The organism is Streptococcus sp. HMSC076C09 (genome assembly GCF_001837905.1).
Lineage (GTDB): Bacteria > Bacillota > Bacilli > Lactobacillales > Streptococcaceae > Streptococcus > Streptococcus parasanguinis_I.
Map to the genome: position 1 here is coordinate 203,042 of NZ_KV834651.1, position 19,883 is coordinate 222,924.

Here is a 19,883-nt window from a genome sequence, read left to right on the forward strand (position 1 = left end):
TTTCTTATTTCTTTAATTGCTCATAGATAAGTTTAGCATTTTGAAGGCCGATCCGATAATCGAGGCGAATTAGGCGAATCGCTTCCATCTCTGGTTCTTTGAGGTACTTCTCTCTTTGTTCCTTGGAGATGCTACCTGGTTTAAGAAGATAGTGAGTGAATTGATTTCTGACTTTATTGAGCTCAACTTGAAGAGTGAAATAAAGTCCAAATAAGACAATGACAACTCCCATCAGGATCAGATCGTTTGACATGGTGTATGCTCCCTTTTTCTTTTCTTTTCTTTTCTTTATTTTACAGCTTTCAAGTAAGAAAAACAAGAGGCTGGGACAAAAGTCCTAGCCTTTCAATTGTTTTTGGATTGTCGAGCAAGACGCAGTGGTTGAGTGGGCTCTACTACGCTGATTTCATCAGCTTTTACAGCCCTACTCAACTGTGCGGAGGTGGGACGACGAAATCGAATTCTAACAAATTACCGATTTCTGTCCCACTCTCCTTGTTTTCCTTATTTCATCATACCAGCCTGGAGGTCATACATTTTCTTATACGTTCCTCCTAGAGCAATGAGTTGATCGTGATTGCCCGATTCGATGATTTTTCCTTTATCGAGAACATAGATGCAATCGGCATCTTGGATGGTAGAAAGGCGATGGGCAATGGCAATGGTTGTCCGCCCTTGGCGCATCTTCTTCAGAGAATTTTGGATCATCTCTTCCGTCTCTTGGTCGATATTGGCAGTGGCCTCATCCAAAATGAGGATCTTAGGCTGGGCAGCAATGGTCCGGGCAAAAGCCAGAAGCTGACGCTGACCAGTCGATAAGGTAGAACCCCGCTCTGTTACCGAATGATCATAACCACCAGGTAGACTCTCAATAAAGTCTGCCACATCCACAAATGCAGCTGCTTGTCGGATTTCCTCATCTGTCAGTTCTTCATGGTACATCCGGATATTAGAAGCAATGGTTCCATGATAGAGGAAGGGTTCCTGCAACACTAAACCGATGAACTTACGCAAGGCTTCCTGGCTGTAGTCCTTGATATCCTGTCCATCAATCAAGATCTGGCCACGATCAAATTCATAAAATCGCATGAAGAGATTGATAATAGAGGATTTACCAGAACCAGTATGACCAACAAAAGCGATGGTTTGTCCATTTTTGACCTCAAAGGAGATATCTTTTAGAACATCCCGTTTGCCATCATAAGAAAAAGATACATGCTCAAAACGAATATCTCCCCGCTCAATTTCTTTCAGGCTACCAGCTTGCTTGGGCTCGTAGTCGTCTCGATCCATCATCTCAAAGACACGACCTGCAGAAATGGTTGAGGTCTGCAAGGTAGCAAAGTTCTGCGTAACATCAATCAAGGGCTGGAAAAGCTGGCTAACATACTGGATAAAGGCATAGATAAGACCGGCTGTAAAGCCTGAGGACTGCCAATTTAGGCCGAAAAAGGTTAGAATAACCGCATAAGCCAGAACCTGTAACAGGGTCATTGCTGGCCTCAAAAAGAGGGAATTGACATCTACAGATCGGTTGGCGTAATCCAAATGTTCCCCATTAATCTGTTCGAATTCATCCGTCAAGCGCTTTTCTTGACGAAAGGCCTGCACGATCCGCATCCCTTCAATAGATTCCGATAATTTCACATTGATATCTGATAATTTTTGTCGGGTCATCTTGACCAAGCGATTGGATAACTTGCGATAGAGACGGATGGAAAACCAAATGATGGGAAGAAAAGGCAGGATCCAAATGGTCAAATGCCAGTCCAAGCTAAACATGGTTACAAGAGTGACTATAAAAAGTAAAAAGGATGAAACCAGGCTTGAAAAGACCGTAGAAAACATATCTGCGACTGCCTGTGTATCATTGGTCACACGCGAAACAATCGAACCTGCTGCTGTCTGGTCATAAAAGGACATACCCAGTCTTTGAAGATTTTTGAAAATATCTAGACGGATATCTCTTACGATGGAATTGGATACACGCGCAAAGGTTAACTGGCTCAGGTAAGTTGCCAGCACACGCCCAATGAATAACCCATAGTAGAGAATGAGAAACTGAAAAGCTGTCATGACTGGAGAGCCGGCTTTTGTTGGATCCACTAGGTGGTCAATATACCAGCGAGCTGCAAGAGGGATCGCTGTCAATAACAGACTAGTCAGGAAGGTAAAGGCTAAGGCTAGGGCTGTTAACCATTTATAACGCCACATGTAAGTCAAGAGCCGCTTCATAACATGAGCTTCAGATGTTTTCATTCAGCTTTCCCTCCATTTCTTCTGATAATTGTTGGGCTTGATAGGTTTCATAGTACCAACCTTTTTGAGCCATTAATTCCTCGTGATTTCCGCGCTCCTTGATCTGTCCATTCTCCATTACCAGAATCAAATCCGCATGAACGATCGCTGATAGGCGATGGGCTGTGATGATCGTTGTTTTCCCCTTGCGTTCCTGCTTCATATTTTCAATGATCTGGTGCTCCGTTTTAGCATCTACTGCAGACAGGGAATCATCCAAGATCAAGATCTCAGGATTCATGACCAAAGCACGACTCATGGCAATCCGTTGCTTTTGCCCGCCAGAAAGAGAGACCCCTCGCTCTCCCAGCACTGTCTCCATCTGGTCTGGCATGGCCAGAATATCCTCATAGACTCCACAAGTTCTCAGAGCCTTCATCACCTCTTCTTCCTTGATCTGTGGATCTGAAAAAGCGACATTCTCGCGAATGGTCATGGCAAAGAGGATCTGATCTTGAGGGACATAGCCGATCAGGCTTCGAAGATCTTCCAAGCGATAGTCTTTAATAGAGATCCCATTGAGCAAGATATCTCCCTGCTCCAAGTCGTGCTCTCTAAGCAAGAGACGCAACAAGGTGGTCTTTCCAGATCCAGTTGGACCCACAATCCCAAGGGTTTGCCCTTTTTCTAAATGAAAGGCTACCTTTTTAAGGACAGGCTCTTTCTCATAGGCGAATTCTTTAATGTCATATGCCAGATCGCCGTTTTGGATGTCTGTGACTGGTTGACTTGGATCTTGGATATCAGGTATTTCTGCTAAAAGTGTCTCAATCCGATCATAGGAGACGCTAGCACGCTGACTAATATTAAACAAGAAGCCCATAGCTTGAAGGGGCCAGACGAGCATATTTAGATAGGTAATAAAGGTTACGATTTGTCCAACCGTCAGGCTTCCTTCCTGAACAAATAGCCCCCCGAAGTAGAGCGTCAAAACATAGGAAAGACCGACAAAAAGAAGAGTGGTCGGATCAAACAAAGCATTGTAACCGGCTGAAGTCATATTCTTTGAAAAGACCATTTGATTGGTCTTTTCAAAAGCCTGAATCTCATCTGCCTGAAAGCCAAAGGATTTGGTCACCTTAACCCCTGATACTGATTCCTGAACAAAGTTGTTCAGCTCTGAGAAGCCTTCTTGGGCCTCTTTGAAGGCTTTGTGGTTTTTGCGTCCAATGGCGGAAGTCACTACCACCATAACCGGTAGAGGCAAAATAGCTAAGAGGGTTAAGCGCCAATCAATCATGAAAAACATGCTGACTAGGGTCACCAAGGCGGTCACAGAAGCATCCACTGCAGACATAACCCCGCCACCAGCAAACATGGTTACCGCATTAATATCATTAGTAGCATGGGCCATGAGATCACCTGTCCGATAACGCTGATAAAAAGACGGAGACATGAGCGTAAATTGCTTAAACAAACGGTAACGCAAGATCCGAGCCAACTTATTGGCCGTCCCAAAAATATAGCGTCTCCATACAAAACGAAGGCCATACATGGCTAGAGCTGCGAGGACCAAAAAGGCAATATCCACAACTAACTGCCCTAGTGTCAGCCTTCTTTTATCGATCAAATCGATCACAAGTCCCATGATTCTTGGAGGAATGAGGTTTAAAAAGCTAACCAAGATCAAGGATCCTATCCCGATCAAGTATCGCTTCTTCTCTAAATTAAAAAACCAAGATAATTTCCTCAACAGATTCATCTTATTTCCCCTTTTTGGTGTGGTGCCAGCTACTATCCACCAGAGCAAACAAGTCCTCATCAGCAATTGTTCCATCTAAGGGGATACTCACCCAATATTTTTTATTCATATGAAAGGCTGGATAAATCCCTTTCTGCTGGATGAAATAGGCTACTTGATCAGACTTGACATTCAAAACTTCTATTTTCCCAGACTTGCTAGCATCCAATTTTTTCCAATCAATGGTCATAAAGACACCATACCACTTGAGGGTGTCTCGGTGGCGAATGGCACCGGATTCCGGAGATCTCTCCCACAAATACTCAATCGTTCCCTGATAGTGCAGAGAAATATAGGTCATGAGACGCTTGGCTTGAGGATAGAGAAATTCTTCGACCTCAAAACAAGCTTGCCGGATCCTTTCAAGACTTTCCTGACAGGCTTCCCTGACTTGGCCGACGAAATTTCCCTGTAGCTGTTCCAGATGGATCTGGATATACTCGTCCCCTGTATCCTGATCATAGACCTGAAAAGAAATCTTCTGGTCGTAGACCTGGACCTTTAAGAGAAAAGTGTCCGATAAGACGGGGCACTGGTACTCATAGCCTGCCCCTCTCTTTTCAAATCCATAAGCCAATCCCTTTTCTGGCTGAAAGGTGTATCGGTCAAAATAATGCTCTAAAAACATTTTCTCTCCCTTATTCATTTTTGCACTAGAAGAGGCTGGAAACAACGTCCCCAACCTTGATAACGGATCCTCAAAACTACTTCAAGCAGTGATCGTTTCTTTTTTAAAACACGATGCGCGTGCCATGCAGTTGACAAACGCCCAATTGCTCCAAAAAGAGCTGACGATTGTCAAGGGTCACACCCCCACCTGGCAGGATCTGAATCTTTCCCTTAGCTGCATCTAATAAACGATGATAGTGTGCAAAGCGTTGCTCTAGTGGGTCACCTGGACTTCCTGCTCGTGTTAAAATACGGGCCACACCTTGATCAGAAAGCCACTCAATCGCTTCTAGCTGATCTGTATGAGCTAACTCATCAAAGGCCATATGAAAGACCACCTCTGCCTCTCCACAGGCTGCTAGTAAAAGCTGCATGACTCTCTGATCCAACTTTCGATCCCTCGTCAGCGCACCCAGCACAAAACTAGTAACCCCTATTTCTTTCGCAGCACGAATATCCGTCAGCATAGCTTGGACTTCCAGATCAGTGTAGACAAAATCGCCACCACGGGGCCGGATAATGACACATAGATCCACGGACTTCTCTCTTGTCAGTTTGATTGCTTCATTAATCACACCTATACTCGGTGTGGTCCCGCCTACTGCCAGGTTGTCGCACAGTTCAATGCGACCTGCCCCAGCAGCAATCGCCTTATCAATATAAGTTAAATTCTCTGCACAAAATTCAAAGACAAGCATGACAACTCCAATTACAAAGACTTAAAACAAGGATATACTAACAGTTACCTTAGCATTGCCATTTTCCACTCTCGCTTTTGAGATGCTATAGCCTGCTTGAGGGATATCAAGGGTGATTTGATCACCATTCACTGTGAAGCCGCCTCCATTTTGATTGGATTGATCCTTCAAATAGTTGAGAACCAAGAATTTTGGAATGGGCATTTTCCCTAATTTAGCACCGGTCACGGTCAAATTCATGACATTGTTTTCAACTTGACCGGTCATGGTTAAATCTAGATAGCTATCGATTGGCCCTAATGATACAGGAACTTTGACATGAAGGTCATTGCCATCCATTCCTAATGCCATCTTTTGATAGTCAGAATTGTCAAGGGCGGATCCAGCACTTGTTTTTACGACCTGACTCAATTGCACTGAATTGAGACTTAGCTCAGTTGAGAGCCCTTCAGTGCTCACAGAGGCATTTGAAACAGCATTTTGAGCCAACTCAATCAAAGAACTCCCTGCCTGCACATTTCTCAGTTGCTCTCCTTCAGGGATAGATCCAGGAACCAACAAGATCACTAATAAAATAAATAAAACGATCACCATGCCAATCAGGCGTTTCATCCACTTAAACATCTGCTCCTCCAATACGTGAAAAGTTGTATTCTTATTGTACCCTAAATCTAAAGAAATTGCGACTAAGAGGGGCCTTTACAAAGCAAAAGAGAGCGTGGGACAGAAATCGGTAATTCGTTAGAATTCGATTTCGTCGTCCCACCTCCGCACAGTTGAGTAGGGCTGTAAAAGCTGATGAAATCAGCGTAGTAGAGCCCACTCAACCACTGCGTCTTGCTCGACAATCCAAAGACAATTGAGAGGCTAGGACTTTTGTCCCAACCTCTCTCTGTGCATTATTTCGATTTAATGTAGTTAACACCATCTGCTTTTGGCGCAACTGCTTGTCCGAAGAAGGCTGCCAAGACAACCATGGTCAAAACGTAAGGCGCAATTTGCAAGTAGATGGATGGGATCCCTTTAAGCAAAGGCAATTGATTCCCGATAACAGCCAAACTTTGAGAAGCTCCAAAGAAGAGACTAGCAAGCATGGCCCCGATTGGGTTCCATTTCCCGAAAATCATAGCCGCAAGGGCGATAAATCCAGGACCTACAATAGTCGTCACGGCGAAGTTAACAGAAACTGACTGAGCGTAAATGGCTCCTCCGATTCCTGCTAGGGCACCAGAGATCATCACTCCTAAGTAGCGCATTCTATATACATTGATTCCCAATGTATCTGCTGCTTGTGGGTGTTCCCCAACTGAACGAAGACGCAATCCAAACTTCGTCTTGAACATGATAAACCAAGCAAAGAATGAAAATAGAATCGCAACCCAACCAATGATGCTGGCATTGTTGAAGAAAATATCCCCAATGACCGGAATTTTAGATAAGACCGGAATCGATGTTTTCCCAAAGGCAACTTTGATATTATCAGTTTGTCCCTTGTTATACATCGCTTTAACAAGGAAGACCGCAAGTGGTGGTGCCATCAAGTTCAATACTGTACCTGAGACGATATGGTCAGCACGGAAATGAATGGTTGCCACCGCGTGAATCAAGGAGAAGAGTACTCCAATCCCTGCAGCAACGATCAAGGACAACCATGGTGTCAAACTTCCTAACTCAGGCTCAAAAGTCAAGTTAAAGATAATACCTGAGAAGGCTCCCATAACCATGATTCCTTCCAGACCAACGTTAACAACCCCAGCGTGTTCTGAGTATGCTCCTCCGATACTTGTGAAGATCAGCGGCGCTGCATACACAATCATAGAGGAAACAAGAATACTTAAAATCGTTACAATACTCATTAGTTTGCTCCTCCTTTTTTAGCTGAACGCATCGAGATCATCTTTTCAATAATGTAGTGGGCACATACGAAGAAGATAATAGATGCTGTCACAATTTGAACGACTTCTTCAGGGATTGCAGCTGGCTTCATACCAACTCCCCCAATTTGAAGTGCACCAAACAAGAAGGCAGCAAATGGAATACCAATTGGTGAATTCATCGCAAGAAGGGCTACGGCCATTCCGTTAAATCCAACACTCATCGAGCTGGTTTGAACGTAGACATTTGAGTAAATACCCAGACCTTCTGCTACCCCACCAATACCAGCAAGAGCACCAGAAATGATCATAGAAAGGATAATGGTCCGTTTTGCAGACATCCCAGCGTATTCTGCCGCATTCGAATTGAGACCAACGGCACGGATTTCAAAACCAAGTGTTGTTTTCTTCATCAAGAACCAGATGACCACCACTGCGATGATGGCAAAGAAGATCCCGATGTTCATTTGTGATTTGTCTGTCAAATTACGCAACCACTCCGTTTGGTAGACAGCGTTGGCTCCCACATCAATGGTTGAGTCCTTGTTTTTCATCAAGGAAGCTGGGAAGCTATGAATCAAGGCATTCCCACCATAGAGAACAATGTAGTTCATCATAATGGTGATAATGACCTCACTGGTTCCGAGATAGGCACGAAGGAAACCAGGAATCGCTCCAATAAATCCACCTGCAATAGCCGCAATCAAAACGGTCATCGGAATCATCAGTAAGCGAGGCATATTTGGGAAGGAAAGGGCAAACCAAGTCGCCATGATCCATCCTGCAAAAGCCTGACCAGGAAGTCCAACGTTAAAGAAGCCGGCCCGGCTGGCTACTGAAAACCCAAGAGCAACTAAAATCAGTGGCCCCATAGCACGGGAAATATTTCCCCAACTCTTAATCGAACCAAAGGCTTTTTTAAACAGCAATTCATATCCCCAAAGGGCATCATAGCTGAAGGCCCACATAATAATGGCACCCAAGACCAATCCTAAAAGGACAGACACCAATGGAACGGCAATTTGTTTTAAATTCTTATTCATTTGATGCTCCCTCCTTTACTTGTCCACCTGCCATGAGGATTCCAAGTTCTTGCTTATTCGTTGTTTCAGGGGTTACGATCCCTTGGATCTTCCCATCATGAATAACCGCAATACGGTCAGAAACATTCAAAATTTCATCTAATTCAAAGCTGACAACCAGAACAGCTTTTCCATTATCCCGTTCTTGAATCAAACGTTTGTGAATATATTCGATCGCTCCAACGTCCAATCCACGAGTCGGCTGGCTAACGATCAAGAGATCCGGATCACGATCGATTTCGCGAGCGATAATGGCTTTTTGCTGGTTCCCTCCAGAGAGAGCCTTAGCAGGTACCACTTCACTGGCTGCACGAACGTCAAACTCTTCCATCAACTTCTTAGCATAAGAGGTAATATTTGGATAATTCAAAATACCATTCTTGCTAAGAGGTTCTTTATAATAGGTTTGAAGGGCAATATTTTCAGAGATCATCATATCAAGGACTAATCCATCCCGGTGACGGTCTTCAGGGACGTGCCCTACTTTCATTTCTGTGATTTGACGTGGACGAAGTCCCACAACGTCCTTGCCTTTAATCTTGATTGAACCGGATTTTACCTTCCGTAGTCCTGTAATCGCTTGGATCAACTCAGACTGACCATTTCCGTCAATCCCTGCAATCCCGACGACTTCACCAGCACGAAGTTCCAGTGACAAATTCTTAACAGCTGGGACTCCCCGGTTTTCGTTTACAACCAAGTTTTCGATCGACAAGACGACTTCTTTCGGTTGAGAAGGACCTTTCTCCGTTTTAAAGGAAACAGAACGACCGACCATCATTTCGGCCAAGTCTTGGTTGGTAGCTCCACCAATCTCGACTGTCTCAATTGATTTACCACGACGGATAACTGTGACGCGGTCAGAAACAGCACGGATTTCATCCAACTTGTGCGTAATCAAGATAATGGATTTTCCTTCATTTGCCAAGTTCTTCATGATTGTCATCAATTCTTCGATTTCAGCTGGTGTCAACACTGCAGTAGGTTCATCGAAGATTAGGATGTCGGCTCCACGATAAAGCGTCTTTAAGATTTCCACACGTTGCTGCGCACCGACGGAAATATCCTCAACTTTAGCATTTGGATCCACTGCTAAGCCATATTTTTTAGACAAATCAAGGATATCTTGACTGGCTTTCTTAAGATCCAAAATACCATGTTTAGTGGTTTCAGACCCAAGGATGATATTTTCAGCAACAGTGAAGGCTTCAACCAACATAAAGTGTTGGTGCACCATTCCAATTCCTAAAGAAGCTGCTTTTGAAGGTGAGTCTAGGTTAACAGTTTTTCCATTTACCACGATGTCTCCGCCAGTTGGTTCCAACAAACCAGCCAGCATATTCATCAGGGTAGATTTCCCTGCACCATTTTCTCCAAGAAGTGCATGGATTTCACCTTTGCGCAACTGAAGATTAATCTTGTCATTTGCTACAAAGTCACCAAATTTTTTGGTAATCTCACGCATTTCGATGACATATTCATGTGTCATGGGGGTGTTTCCTTTCAAATCTATTTTTATTTCAATAAAATCTACTAGGGTTGCTAATAGATTTTACTGAGACAAAAATGTCTCAATTTATTAAAAGGAACGGCCCTTGAAGGTCGGGCCGATCCAATCAAATATTATTTTTCAGGAACTTTAAGAGACCCGTCAAGGATTTTAGCTTTAGCATCTTCGACTGCTTTTTTAGCATCTGCAGAAAGGTTGTCAGTTGTCAAATCAACTCCACCATCTTTCAAGCTATAAGTAATCACTTTACCGCCAGGGAATTTACCGTCAGCAGTTTTCTTAGCCAAGTCTTTTACAGATTCTCCGACTTTCTTCAAGCTTGAAGCCAATACAAAGTTAGATTTTTTACCATCTTTAGAAGTGTATTCACCTTCAGCTTTTTGGTCACGGTCAACACCAAGAACCCAAACTTTTTCGTCTTCATTTTTCTTCTCGTTCAAGTCTTTAGCTTCAGAGAAGACACCTGCACCAGTACCACCAGCTACTTGGTAGATAACGTCTGCACCTGCAGCGTATTGTGCAGCAGCAATTGTTTTACCTTTAGCAGAGTCACCGAACGAACCAGCGTAGTCTACTTGAACTTTGATAGATGGGTCAACAGATTTAACACCAGCTTCAAATCCAGCGCGGAAACGAGTGATAACTTCACTTTCCATACCACCTACAAAACCAACTTGTTTAGTTTTTGTAGTTTTTGCAGCAGCGATACCAGCAAGGTAACCAGCTTCGTTATCGGCATAAACAGCAGATGCTACGTTCTTTTGTCCTTCAATACGGTCATCGATGATGACATAGTTCACATCTTGGTTGTCTTTTGCAGCTTTTTTAACAGAGTCGCTCAAGGCAAAACCAACACCAAAGATCAATTTGTAGTCGTTAGAAACAGCTTCATCAAGGTTTGTCGCATATTGAGATTCATCTGTTGATTGGAAGTAGTCAAATCCGTTCCCTTTAGAAAGACCGTTTTCTTTACCCCAAGCTTGCAAACCTTCCCAAGCAGATTGGTTGAATGATTTGTCATCCACACCACCAGTATCGGTAATGATAGCAGCTTTCAAATCTGTTTTAGATTCTGAGTTAGCGCTATCTTTTTTAGACGCACGATTTCCACATGCTGCAAGTCCGATAGCAGCGACAGTTACTAGACCAAGGCCTAGCCATTGTTTCTTGTTCATTACTGAACCTCCTAAATTATTGTGCAACATTGTTGCGAAGTATTGAAAGGGTCAAAAGACCGCCTCACAGACCCATTAAGTCAAGTCTGTAAAGGAATATGGAAGTAATTCCTTGACCGTCATCACGACCGTCGATTTATCTTTAGATACTAAGGTTACAGGAAGGTCTGGCTCAAAAAATTCAGCCATGACCTGGCGACAAGCACCACATGGAGAGATGGGCTTTTCTGTTTGCCCGTAGATAATGAGCTCTTGAAACTCACGAGCTCCTTCAGAAACAGCTTTAAAAATGGCTGTCCGTTCTCCACAGTTGGTTAAACCAAAACTGGCATTTTCTATATTGACCCCTGTATAGATTTCTCCATCCTTCGTTAGCAGTACAGCTCCAATTGGGAAATGAGAGTAAGGCACATAGGCTTGTTTACTCACTTCAACTGCTAAGTCAATCAACTCAGTAGTCGCCATGAGCCACCTTTCCTTCCATGATGGCTACACCAGAAGAAGTCCCAATACGGGTCGCACCAGCTTCGATAAAAGCAAGAGCATCTTCATAAGAGCGAGCACCACCAGAAGCCTTAACACCCATGTCGGGTCCAACAGTTTGACGCATTAAGGCCACATCTTCTACCGTTGCTCCTCCAGTTGAGAAGCCAGTTGAAGTCTTCACAAAGTCTGCGCCAGCTAACTTAGCAATTTGACAAGCAACGATCTTTTCATCATCGGTTAAGAGACAAGTCTCAATGATGACTTTGACCAGCTTATCACCGCTCGCTTCGACTACCGCTTGGATATCTTCCTCAACTAGTGCTAAATTCTTAGACTTAAGAGCCCCGATATTAATGACCATGTCAATCTCATCGGCACCATTTTGAATCGCATTTTTTGTTTCACACGCTTTGACAAATGGTGTATTTGCTCCTAAAGGAAAACCAATGACGGTACAAACTTTAACGTCTGAATCGCGCAAGCCCTCAGCCGCAAAATTCACCCATGTCGGGTTCACACAGACACTCGCAAAATCATAAGCCTTGGCTTCTTCGATCAGCTTTTCGATCTGTTCTTGTTGCGCATCTGGTTTTAAAAGAGTGTGATCGATATATTTATTTAACTTCATACAATCTCCTGAGCTGCTTAAGATATTATTTCAATAATTTCTTTAACGCTTTCAGCCCTTTCTAGTATTTTAACATTTTTTTTGAATTCTGTAACTCTTTCTTGTGAATTTTTTTCATTCATGAAAATGCGAGCAATGCGTTCCCCTTTTTTGACGTGCTCTCCCACTTTTTTGTCAAACACAATCCCTGTTTCATAATCGAGGGGATCCGATTTGACAGCACGACCAGCACCCAGGCGCATAGCAAACAAACCAAACTCCATGGCAGGTAAAGCAGCAATGACGCCATCTTGGTCCGCTGTTACTTCAAGGACCTGATCCACTTTAACGGGACGATGCAAATCTTCTAAGTCTCCACCTTGAGCCACCACCATTTCTTCAAACTTCGCTAAAGCTTGACCATTGGTCAAGTGTTCAAGGATGGCTTCAATCGATTGATCTACATTGGCCAATTTCAACATGATTTGCGCTAATTCACAAATAAACTCAGTGACTTCAGCGCGCCCCTGTCCTTTCAGAATATCCAGGGCTTCCAAAATCTCTAAACGATTGCCAATACTGGTTCCCAATGGTTGGCTCATATCTGTAATGACAGCGATGGTTTTCCGACCCACTGCATTTCCAAGATCCACCATGGTACGTGCTAAGCGACGAGCATCCTCAATATTCTTCATGAAGGCACCCTCGCCTACCGTCACGTCCAAAAGAATAGCATCCGCTCCAGCAGCGATTTTCTTACTCATAACGGAGCTAGCAATCAAAGGAATGGTATCCACTGTCGCTGTCACATCACGCAGAGCATACAAAAGTTTGTCTGCTTTTACAAGTTGGTCGGATTGACCAATGACCGATAAGCCGATCTCCTGCACCTGCTGGATAAATTCCTCTTGGGTCCGTTCAATCTGGAAACCCTTAATGGATTCCAACTTATCGATGGTTCCACCCGTGTGGCCTAAGCCACGACCGCTCATTTTGGCAACCGGCACTCCGAAACTTGCAACCAAAGGCACCAAGACCAAGGTCACCTTGTCTCCCACACCACCAGTCGAGTGTTTGTCCACCTTGATCCCTGGAATAGCTGACAGATCAAACTGTTGCCCCGTTTGGACCATCTTCATGGTCATATGAGAAATTTCTTCCGTCGTCATCCCTTTAAAATAAACAGCCATAGCAAAAGCGGACATTTGGTAATCTGGTACTGTTCCAGCCACATAGCCCTCAATCAGCCATTCAATTTCTTCCTTGTTTAAGGCAAGACCATCTCTTTTTTTCTGAATGATATCTACTGCTCTCATGATTCTTTCTCACTTCTTAAAATATAATAGCCTTTGTCTTTTTTTACGGTCTCACAATTGCCAAACGTCTCTTCCATCTTGGCCTTAGCGCTCGGAGCCCCTTGTTTTTTCTGAATGACAATGGTCAAGTCTCCACCTGGTTTCAAATGTTCAAAACTACCGGTGATCACTTGGTGGACCACTTTCTTACCAGCTCGGATCGGCGGATTACTGATCACATGGTCAAAGACCCCTTCTACTGCTTCATAGACATCCGAAGAAAAGATCTGAGCTTCCACGCCATTTCGGCTGGCATTTTTCTTAGCCAAGTCCAGTGCCCGCTCATTGACATCGACCATGGTCACTGCAACTCCCTGGGCTTTAGCTAGAGAGAGGCCGATTGGTCCATAGCCACAGCCAACATCAAGGACACTTTCTCCTTCTTGAAAATCCAGGGTTGATAAGAGCACCTGACTTCCATAGTCAATCATTTTTTTACTAAAGACGCCGGCGTCCGTATAGAAATTCATCTTTTGCCCCAATAAAACAACAGCCAGATCATGAATATCATGGGCTGCATCTGGGTTTACATCGAAATACATTTTACTCATAAGGTTATTTTATCATAATTCACTCCTTTTTTAAATCGTTTACATGACCTCTAAAAATTGGTATACTAAAGACTACAATAGGAGTGACATATGGACAAAGAATTTCTACATTTTGAAAAAATTAATCGGGAAACGTGGCAAAATTTGCACCGCAAAACCACCCCACCTCTCTCTCAAACAGAGCTCAATTCTATTAAAAGTTTTAACGACCGCATCAACCTCCAGGATGTACGTGACGTCTACCTGCCTTTGACAAACCTGATTGGAATCTACAAGCGTTCCAAAGAAGATTTGGCCTTCTCAAAAGGTATTTTTCTTCAAAAAACGAGTGAACGCCAACCCTTTATCATTGGAGTTTCAGGGAGTGTTGCTGTTGGGAAATCGACCACTAGCCGTCTCCTTCAAATCCTGCTGTCACGAACCTTCGAAGGCTCGACAGTAGAATTGGTGACAACAGATGGCTTCCTCTATCCAAATGCTATCTTAAAAGAACAAGAGATCCTCAATCGAAAAGGATTTCCGGAAAGCTATGATATGGAATTGCTCCTTGATTTTCTTAATCAAATCAAAAACAACAAGAGTGTAGAAATCCCTGTCTATTCCCACGAAATATACGATATTGTCCCAGATGAGAAGCAAACCATTTTACCAGCTGATTTTGTCATTGTCGAAGGTATCAATGTCTTTCAAAATCCGCAAAATGACACTCTCTATATGACCGATTTCTTTGATTTTTCAATCTATGTGGATGCCGCGGTCGACGATATCGAATCTTGGTATATCGATCGCTTCCAAAAACTCCTTGCATTAGCTCAAAATGATCCCAATAACTACTACTATCGATTTACAGAGCAACCCTTAGAAGAAGTTTTAAACATGGCCCATCAGGTCTGGGAATCCATTAATTTAGTCAACTTGCAACATTACATTCAACCAACCAGAAACCGAGCTGATCTGATTCTCCATAAGGCAACCAACCATGAAATCGATGAAATTTATCTAAAACGCTAGAGAAAATGGCCTGTTAACGGTACTTTTTTAAGGAAAAGCTATTTTAGGCTTGTCAAATCTTAACTTTTCATATATAATGAGATAGTTAGATTATCAATGGAGGTGAATAACTTGGCAAACATTAAATCAGCTATCAAACGCGCTGAATTGAACGTTAAACAAAACGAAAAAAACTCAGCTCAAAAATCAGCTATGCGTACTGCAATCAAAGCTTTTGAAGCAAACCCATCTGAAGAACTTTACCGCGCTGCTAGCTCAGCTATCGATAAAGCAGAAACTAAAGGTTTGATCCACAAGAACAAAGCTAGCCGTGATAAAGCACGTCTTGCAGCGAAACTTGGTTAATCAAGAACAGCATAAAAATCAAGCTCTCCGGAGCTTTTTTTGTGCCTAAATTTTTGAGAGGTGCTTATGAAAATTGTTATTATCGGCTATTCTGGATCTGGAAAATCTACCTTGGCTGGAGCCTTATCTCGCCACTACTCCATCCCCAAGCTCCACATGGATACCCTTCAATTTCAACCAGGATGGGTAGACAGTGACCGGGATTGGATGGAGGGACAGATGAAACAGTTTCTTAGCCAACATAAAGACTGGGTCATTGATGGAAATTATTCATGGTGTTGCTATGAGGAAAGAATGGAGCAAGCCGACCACATTATCTTTCTCAACTTCTCTCGTTGGAACTGCCTCTATAGAGCCTGGAAACGATACCGTCGTTATAAGGGACGCGTTCGCGAGAGTATGGCAGCAGGCTGCCCTGAACGCTTTGACTGGGAATTCATCCGTTGGATCCTTTGGGACGGTCGAACTAAGAATGCCAAAGAAAGGTATAGAAATATCCGTTCTACCTATCCCGATAAATTCATCTCTCTCAAGAATCAAAAAGAGCTGGATGCATTTCTAAAAACAATACAATAAAAAAGGTTGGGATTAAAATCCCAGCCTTTTCTTATTTATCAACGTAGTCTCCGCCAGTGAAGCCATAGTATTCTTCCAGACTCAAGCCTGAGTCCGCAATATCTTGTGCTTCTTTTCCGATATAGCGGAGATGCCAGCTTTCAGGCATGTAGCCTGTTACTTTTTCTTTTCCTTCTTGGTAACGAACCACAAAGCCATATTTAGCAGCATTCTTAAGCAACCACTTACTTGGTCCAGGTTCGGTTACCAAATTACCACTGGTATCGATCAAATCAAAGGTCAAACCAGTTTGGTGTTCACTATAACCTGGTCTTGCAGAATAACGATCGGCGGCTTCCTGACCATCTTGATTGACATAGTTTTGGTAGAGACCAACTTGGGTGTCGTAGCTACGAAAACCACTATATTGGTCACTGATCGGATAACCTTCTGCCTGCATGGCTGCGATCAATTCATGAAGGGCTGAAACAGCTTCAGGATCTTCACCTGGGTTAAAGTCAGGCGACAAGGGATAATGTTTGTTGGCGATCATGACCTCACCATATTTCCCTTTGACACTATAGTAGGAACCATTATAGCTGACACCAGAATCCACTTTCACATCTGACTTACCAGCTTTTGACGACTCTTCTTTGCCAGTTTCTTTTGACGTATCCTTTGCAGAAGACGTTCCTTTGGAAGACTTAGTTTGCGTTTGTTTAGTTTCTTCTTTTGCAGAAGATTTAGAACTAGTGGATTGAGATTGGGAGCAAGCTGTCAGGGTTAACAAGGCAACTGTCACCAAAGTTAATTTGGAAAATCTTGCTTTCATGGGAATCTCCTATGATTCTTTTGTTACGACAATATCCGTAATCACATAACTTGCACCTACTTTTTTCAAAGTGTAGGTCTTGTACTTGCGGTTTTGTGAATCTGGATGGCTATCTGTATAATGCACGGTAAAGTCTTCATAAGTCTTGATCGTTACCACACCATTTTCTTCAGTGACACTTTGAATGTCCAAAGCTCCTGGAGTATAGTAGTCAATTTTAGCCTTTCGAACACCATCACCAGTTGTGAACTCAACCATATCCTTGTAGGCTTGACTTTGTGTGTCATAGTATTTAGAGTAGGTGTTGTTTCGATTTGAAACTGAGCTAAAGACAGCGTCGCGGTACTCTTTCAAGAACTCTTCCGCCAAGGTCCGATTTTGTTCTTCTTTGGCTGCTTGCGCTTTCTTAGCATCTTGTGCACTCTTGATGCGTTTTAGGGTATCTTTGGCTAGTTTAAGTTCGATCGGATCGTTCTCACCCTCTTCAATCGTCACCTTAGCCTTCTCAGTTGTATAGGTTTCCCCATTCATGTTGAAGACAGCATGTACTTCAATTTCTTGATAAGGGATGCTATCTACTTCAAAGGTCGTGCTGGTTCCGACTTCTTTGCCGTTGACTACAACCTTCACATCCGTTGGGTTTTCAACCTCATCAGGGAACTCAACTTCTAAATTGCGTTTTTCAGAATTCAACTGCAATTCTAAGTTGTTCTTAGTTGCTTTTTTAGGATTGAGATGGATCTTAGAAGTGACATTTCCGACCTCTGTTTTAGCAGTCAATTCCATTTCTTTTGTATTGTAATGGAAAGAACCAAGATCTGTCACTGCATCTTTTTTCAAGGTTACCGTTTTATTGGCAGCCACTTTGAGTTTGGCTTGGTCCAAATTGGTCTTGACCTTGACTTGTACTGGATAGCTGGCTACACGGTATTCTTGGAAGATCCCAAATTTCTTGTCTGCTTTTTCCAAACCAAAGATCTTGTTTCCAGATTTATCCGTATAGCTGCCTTCTCCACCATTATCGATGATCTTGTTCAACTCTGTGCCGATATCGACTCCTTGATCTTCCATGCTGGTGATAAAGCTTTCGGCTTCATCCTTTGTCCATTTATCGTTATCGGTTGAAAGTAGGTCTGCTGCTTCGCGATAATCCTTGGTGTCCACTGCCTTAATAAATTTATCTGCTGTCACTTCGACACGTGTTGTAGACTGGAAGTAAAAGAAGGCTGCTACCAAAGCGATCACAAGGACTGCAATAGCAGAAATAATCCCAATTTTCTTCTCGGAAAGTTTCTTTCCACCCTTCGTTTTCGGGGCCTTTTGTTTTTTCTGAACTGGACCTGCTTCTGTGACATTTGGACCAGCAAAGACCTGCGTTTGCTCAGCAGCAAGTGGAGCCGTATACTCTTGAGTCGGCTGTTGAGGCACATATTCCTGTGTTACATCTGTTGAATCTGGGTTCGCAAATTCTGCTTCAGGCACAGGTCCTACAAAAAACTCGAAGTTTTGACTTTTAGCTGCGGTAAATTCTTCTGCACTCGGCTTGCGGCCATAGGTTTCTTCAAAATGTTGCAACCAAGCCTGACGAGCTGCTAGAAGTGGATCAACATTCTTCACTTCTTCAACTGGTTCAACCACTGGTTTCTCAACAGGAGCTACTTCCTCTGCTGGGGCATTTCCTGCGATAGACTGAATTTGTTTCAAATCAAATCCACAAGCTTTCCCAGCCATAAACTCTTCTGGTGACGGTTTGCGACCAATCACTTTTTCAAATAATTCAACCCATTTCTTTTGCATGGATCTCTTCTCCCTCATTATAAAATAGGGAAAGTGGGTTCCCCCACCTTCCGTTTTGTGATATTGTTAGAATCCAAAGTTAGAGAAATTTGGAGCACTTGGAATAAATCCAATAGCTACTTGTTCTAAAATACGAGCATTCACATAAATGACAAAGATAGCAATGAGAAGCAAGACAACAGATGATGCTACTAGAAGCAAGAATTTATCTGCTTTAAAGCTTGTCTTGTTCAATCCTTGATGAACGACATAGCATGTTCCAACAAAGAACAAGAAGAAAATAAGGAAGTTTACAAAGCCATAAAATTCATAAACTTTTACAAGACCTACTAAGAAAGCAAGAAGGGCAAGTGGCAAAGTGTAAACAGACAAACGTCCAAACTCTTCAAATGAACGACCGTAACTGTATTCCTTATCTTGAAGAACCACACGACGAACAAAGAATCCAGCTACTTGGAAGGCGTAAACGCTAAAGAAAAGGGAAATCAATGTCAACATAAAGGCACGGAAATCCATTCCATAACCACCTGTAGCTCCACTAGCTGTGAAGAAAGTTGATAGGGTCAAGACAAAGGCAGTCAAAACATACTGTAAAATTCCGTTAAGAGCTTTTGGATTTTCTACAGCTGTTGGACGTTTCAAAGCTGAAAGGAACCAATTCCAGTAACCACCAACGGCTACACCAAATTGACTTGGTTGGGCAGGATAAGGTTGTCCTGGTTGACCTTGGTAAGGAGCTTGTTGATAAGCTGCTTGAGTCGGTTGTTGGTAGGCTTGCTGTGGAGCTTGTTGGAAAGCAGGTCCATTCGCTGAAGCAGCTTGAGGAGCCGGTTCTTGAACTGGAGCTGCAACTGGTTCTTCTGCAGGTGCAGTTGGCGCTGCAACAAACTCTGGGGCTGCTGGCGCTGCTGGTGCTGCGACAAATTCTGGAGCTTGAGGAGCTGCTACTGGTTCTTCAACAGGGGCAGTTGGCGCTGCAACAAATTCTGTGGTTTGTGGGGTTTCTGGAACCACTACTTCTTCTTGAAATTCTCCTGCAGCCAGCGCTTGAGCGATTTCTTCTGCACTAGCAGAACGACCATTTACGGCTTCGAAATAATCCAGCCAATCTTGTTTTGACATAATGAATCTCCTTAACAATTGTTTATACTAGGGTATTATACAAAATTTCTGAACCATTTTCAATGAAAGACTGGAAAATCCCTGTAATATCTTTTGAAAAACATACAAATTCTACTCATTTCTAGAAATTAGTAAAGAAAAAGGCTGGGACAAAAGTCCTAACCTCTCAATTATT

At 43.0% G+C, this 19,883-nt stretch carries 20 protein-coding genes; 3 read left to right on the forward strand and 17 right to left on the reverse strand.

Annotated elements, in window-relative coordinates; genetic code table 11:
• Positions 1-4 precede the first annotated feature (4 nt).
• The 14 genes from HMPREF2704_RS09850 to HMPREF2704_RS09915 form a co-directional block, all read right to left on the reverse strand.
• The gene (locus tag HMPREF2704_RS09850; RefSeq protein ID WP_003001593.1) at positions 5-253 is read right to left on the reverse strand and encodes a hypothetical protein; all 249 of its coding nucleotides are present in this window, start codon (positions 251-253) and stop codon (positions 5-7) included.
• 251 nt (positions 254-504) lie between these two features.
• On the reverse strand, positions 505-2,259 hold the full coding sequence (locus HMPREF2704_RS09855) for an ABC transporter ATP-binding protein (protein WP_070846513.1): 1,755 nt from the start codon (positions 2,257-2,259) through the stop codon (positions 505-507).
• On the reverse strand, positions 2,246-4,000 hold the full coding sequence (locus HMPREF2704_RS09860) for an ABC transporter ATP-binding protein (RefSeq protein ID WP_070846515.1): 1,755 nt from the start codon (positions 3,998-4,000) through the stop codon (positions 2,246-2,248). The genes HMPREF2704_RS09855 and HMPREF2704_RS09860 overlap by 14 nt, the downstream gene beginning before the upstream one ends.
• A 1-nt stretch (position 4,001) precedes the next feature.
• Positions 4,002-4,667, reverse strand: coding sequence for an MmcQ/YjbR family DNA-binding protein (locus tag HMPREF2704_RS09865; RefSeq protein ID WP_070846517.1), 666 nt, complete (start codon positions 4,665-4,667; stop codon positions 4,002-4,004).
• A gap of 103 nt (positions 4,668-4,770) precedes the next feature.
• Complete coding sequence (locus HMPREF2704_RS09870; RefSeq protein WP_070846519.1) at positions 4,771-5,406, reverse strand: copper homeostasis protein CutC; 636 nt, start codon at positions 5,404-5,406, stop codon at positions 4,771-4,773.
• A gap of 21 nt (positions 5,407-5,427) precedes the next feature.
• Complete coding sequence (locus tag HMPREF2704_RS09875; protein WP_070846521.1) at positions 5,428-6,030, reverse strand: hypothetical protein; 603 nt, start codon at positions 6,028-6,030, stop codon at positions 5,428-5,430.
• A 275-nt stretch (positions 6,031-6,305) separates the two neighbouring features.
• Positions 6,306-7,262: an ABC transporter permease gene (locus HMPREF2704_RS09880; RefSeq protein ID WP_021153355.1), complete on the reverse strand. Its 957-nt coding sequence runs from the start codon at positions 7,260-7,262 to the stop codon at positions 6,306-6,308.
• Positions 7,262-8,323, reverse strand: coding sequence for an ABC transporter permease (locus HMPREF2704_RS09885; RefSeq protein ID WP_049485437.1), 1,062 nt, complete (start codon positions 8,321-8,323; stop codon positions 7,262-7,264). The genes HMPREF2704_RS09880 and HMPREF2704_RS09885 overlap by 1 nt, the downstream gene beginning before the upstream one ends.
• Positions 8,316-9,851: an ABC transporter ATP-binding protein gene (locus HMPREF2704_RS09890; protein ID WP_070846523.1), complete on the reverse strand. Its 1,536-nt coding sequence runs from the start codon at positions 9,849-9,851 to the stop codon at positions 8,316-8,318. Before HMPREF2704_RS09890 ends, HMPREF2704_RS09885 begins: the two co-directional genes overlap by 8 nt.
• 134 nt (positions 9,852-9,985) lie before the next feature.
• Entirely contained in the window at positions 9,986-11,047 is a 1,062-nt protein-coding gene (locus tag HMPREF2704_RS09895; RefSeq protein ID WP_031573707.1) for a BMP family lipoprotein, read from the reverse strand.
• Between the two features lie 75 nt (positions 11,048-11,122).
• Positions 11,123-11,512: a cytidine deaminase gene (locus HMPREF2704_RS09900; protein WP_031573704.1), complete on the reverse strand. Its 390-nt coding sequence runs from the start codon at positions 11,510-11,512 to the stop codon at positions 11,123-11,125.
• The gene (gene deoC / locus HMPREF2704_RS09905) at positions 11,499-12,161 is read right to left on the reverse strand and encodes a deoxyribose-phosphate aldolase (protein ID WP_003001619.1); all 663 of its coding nucleotides are present in this window, start codon (positions 12,159-12,161) and stop codon (positions 11,499-11,501) included. The genes HMPREF2704_RS09900 and deoC overlap by 14 nt, the downstream gene beginning before the upstream one ends.
• A 17-nt stretch (positions 12,162-12,178) precedes the next feature.
• Positions 12,179-13,456, reverse strand: coding sequence for a pyrimidine-nucleoside phosphorylase (locus HMPREF2704_RS09910; protein ID WP_061590810.1), 1,278 nt, complete (start codon positions 13,454-13,456; stop codon positions 12,179-12,181).
• Positions 13,453-14,046 carry a class I SAM-dependent methyltransferase gene (locus HMPREF2704_RS09915; protein WP_037615364.1) on the reverse strand — a complete coding sequence of 198 codons (594 nt, stop codon included), beginning with the start codon at positions 14,044-14,046 and terminating at the stop codon, positions 13,453-13,455. The genes HMPREF2704_RS09910 and HMPREF2704_RS09915 overlap by 4 nt, the downstream gene beginning before the upstream one ends.
• A 90-nt stretch (positions 14,047-14,136) precedes the next feature.
• Here HMPREF2704_RS09915 and coaA point away from each other — a divergent pair, with 90 nt between their 5' ends.
• The 3 genes from coaA to HMPREF2704_RS09930 all read left to right on the forward strand — a co-directional run bounded on the left by coaA (position 14,137) and on the right by HMPREF2704_RS09930 (position 15,978).
• On the forward strand, positions 14,137-15,057 hold the full coding sequence (gene coaA / locus HMPREF2704_RS09920) for a type I pantothenate kinase (protein WP_070846525.1): 921 nt from the start codon (positions 14,137-14,139) through the stop codon (positions 15,055-15,057).
• 96 nt (positions 15,058-15,153) lie between these two features.
• A complete protein-coding gene (rpsT, locus tag HMPREF2704_RS09925) occupies positions 15,154-15,402 on the forward strand; it encodes a 30S ribosomal protein S20 (protein WP_003007640.1) in 249 nt (82 codons plus the stop codon).
• Positions 15,403-15,468: 66 nt separating this feature from the next.
• Positions 15,469-15,978, forward strand: a complete 510-nt coding sequence (locus HMPREF2704_RS09930) for a DNA topology modulation protein (RefSeq protein ID WP_070846527.1) — start codon at positions 15,469-15,471, stop codon at positions 15,976-15,978.
• A gap of 31 nt (positions 15,979-16,009) precedes the next feature.
• On the opposite strand, the gene ldcB is transcribed toward HMPREF2704_RS09930, so the two are convergent.
• From ldcB to HMPREF2704_RS09945, 3 genes are all read right to left on the reverse strand, one after another.
• Positions 16,010-16,789 (reverse strand): LD-carboxypeptidase LdcB/DacB, encoded by a 780-nt coding sequence (gene ldcB / locus HMPREF2704_RS09935; protein WP_070846529.1) that lies wholly within the window; start codon positions 16,787-16,789, stop codon positions 16,010-16,012.
• 9 nt (positions 16,790-16,798) lie between these two features.
• Positions 16,799-18,586 carry a TcaA second domain-containing protein gene (locus HMPREF2704_RS09940; protein WP_176745650.1) on the reverse strand — a complete coding sequence of 596 codons (1,788 nt, stop codon included), beginning with the start codon at positions 18,584-18,586 and terminating at the stop codon, positions 16,799-16,801.
• 66 nt (positions 18,587-18,652) lie between these two features.
• Entirely contained in the window at positions 18,653-19,708 is a 1,056-nt protein-coding gene (locus HMPREF2704_RS09945; protein ID WP_070846533.1) for a DUF6574 domain-containing protein, read from the reverse strand.
• Between the last annotated feature and the right edge of the window lie 175 nt (positions 19,709-19,883).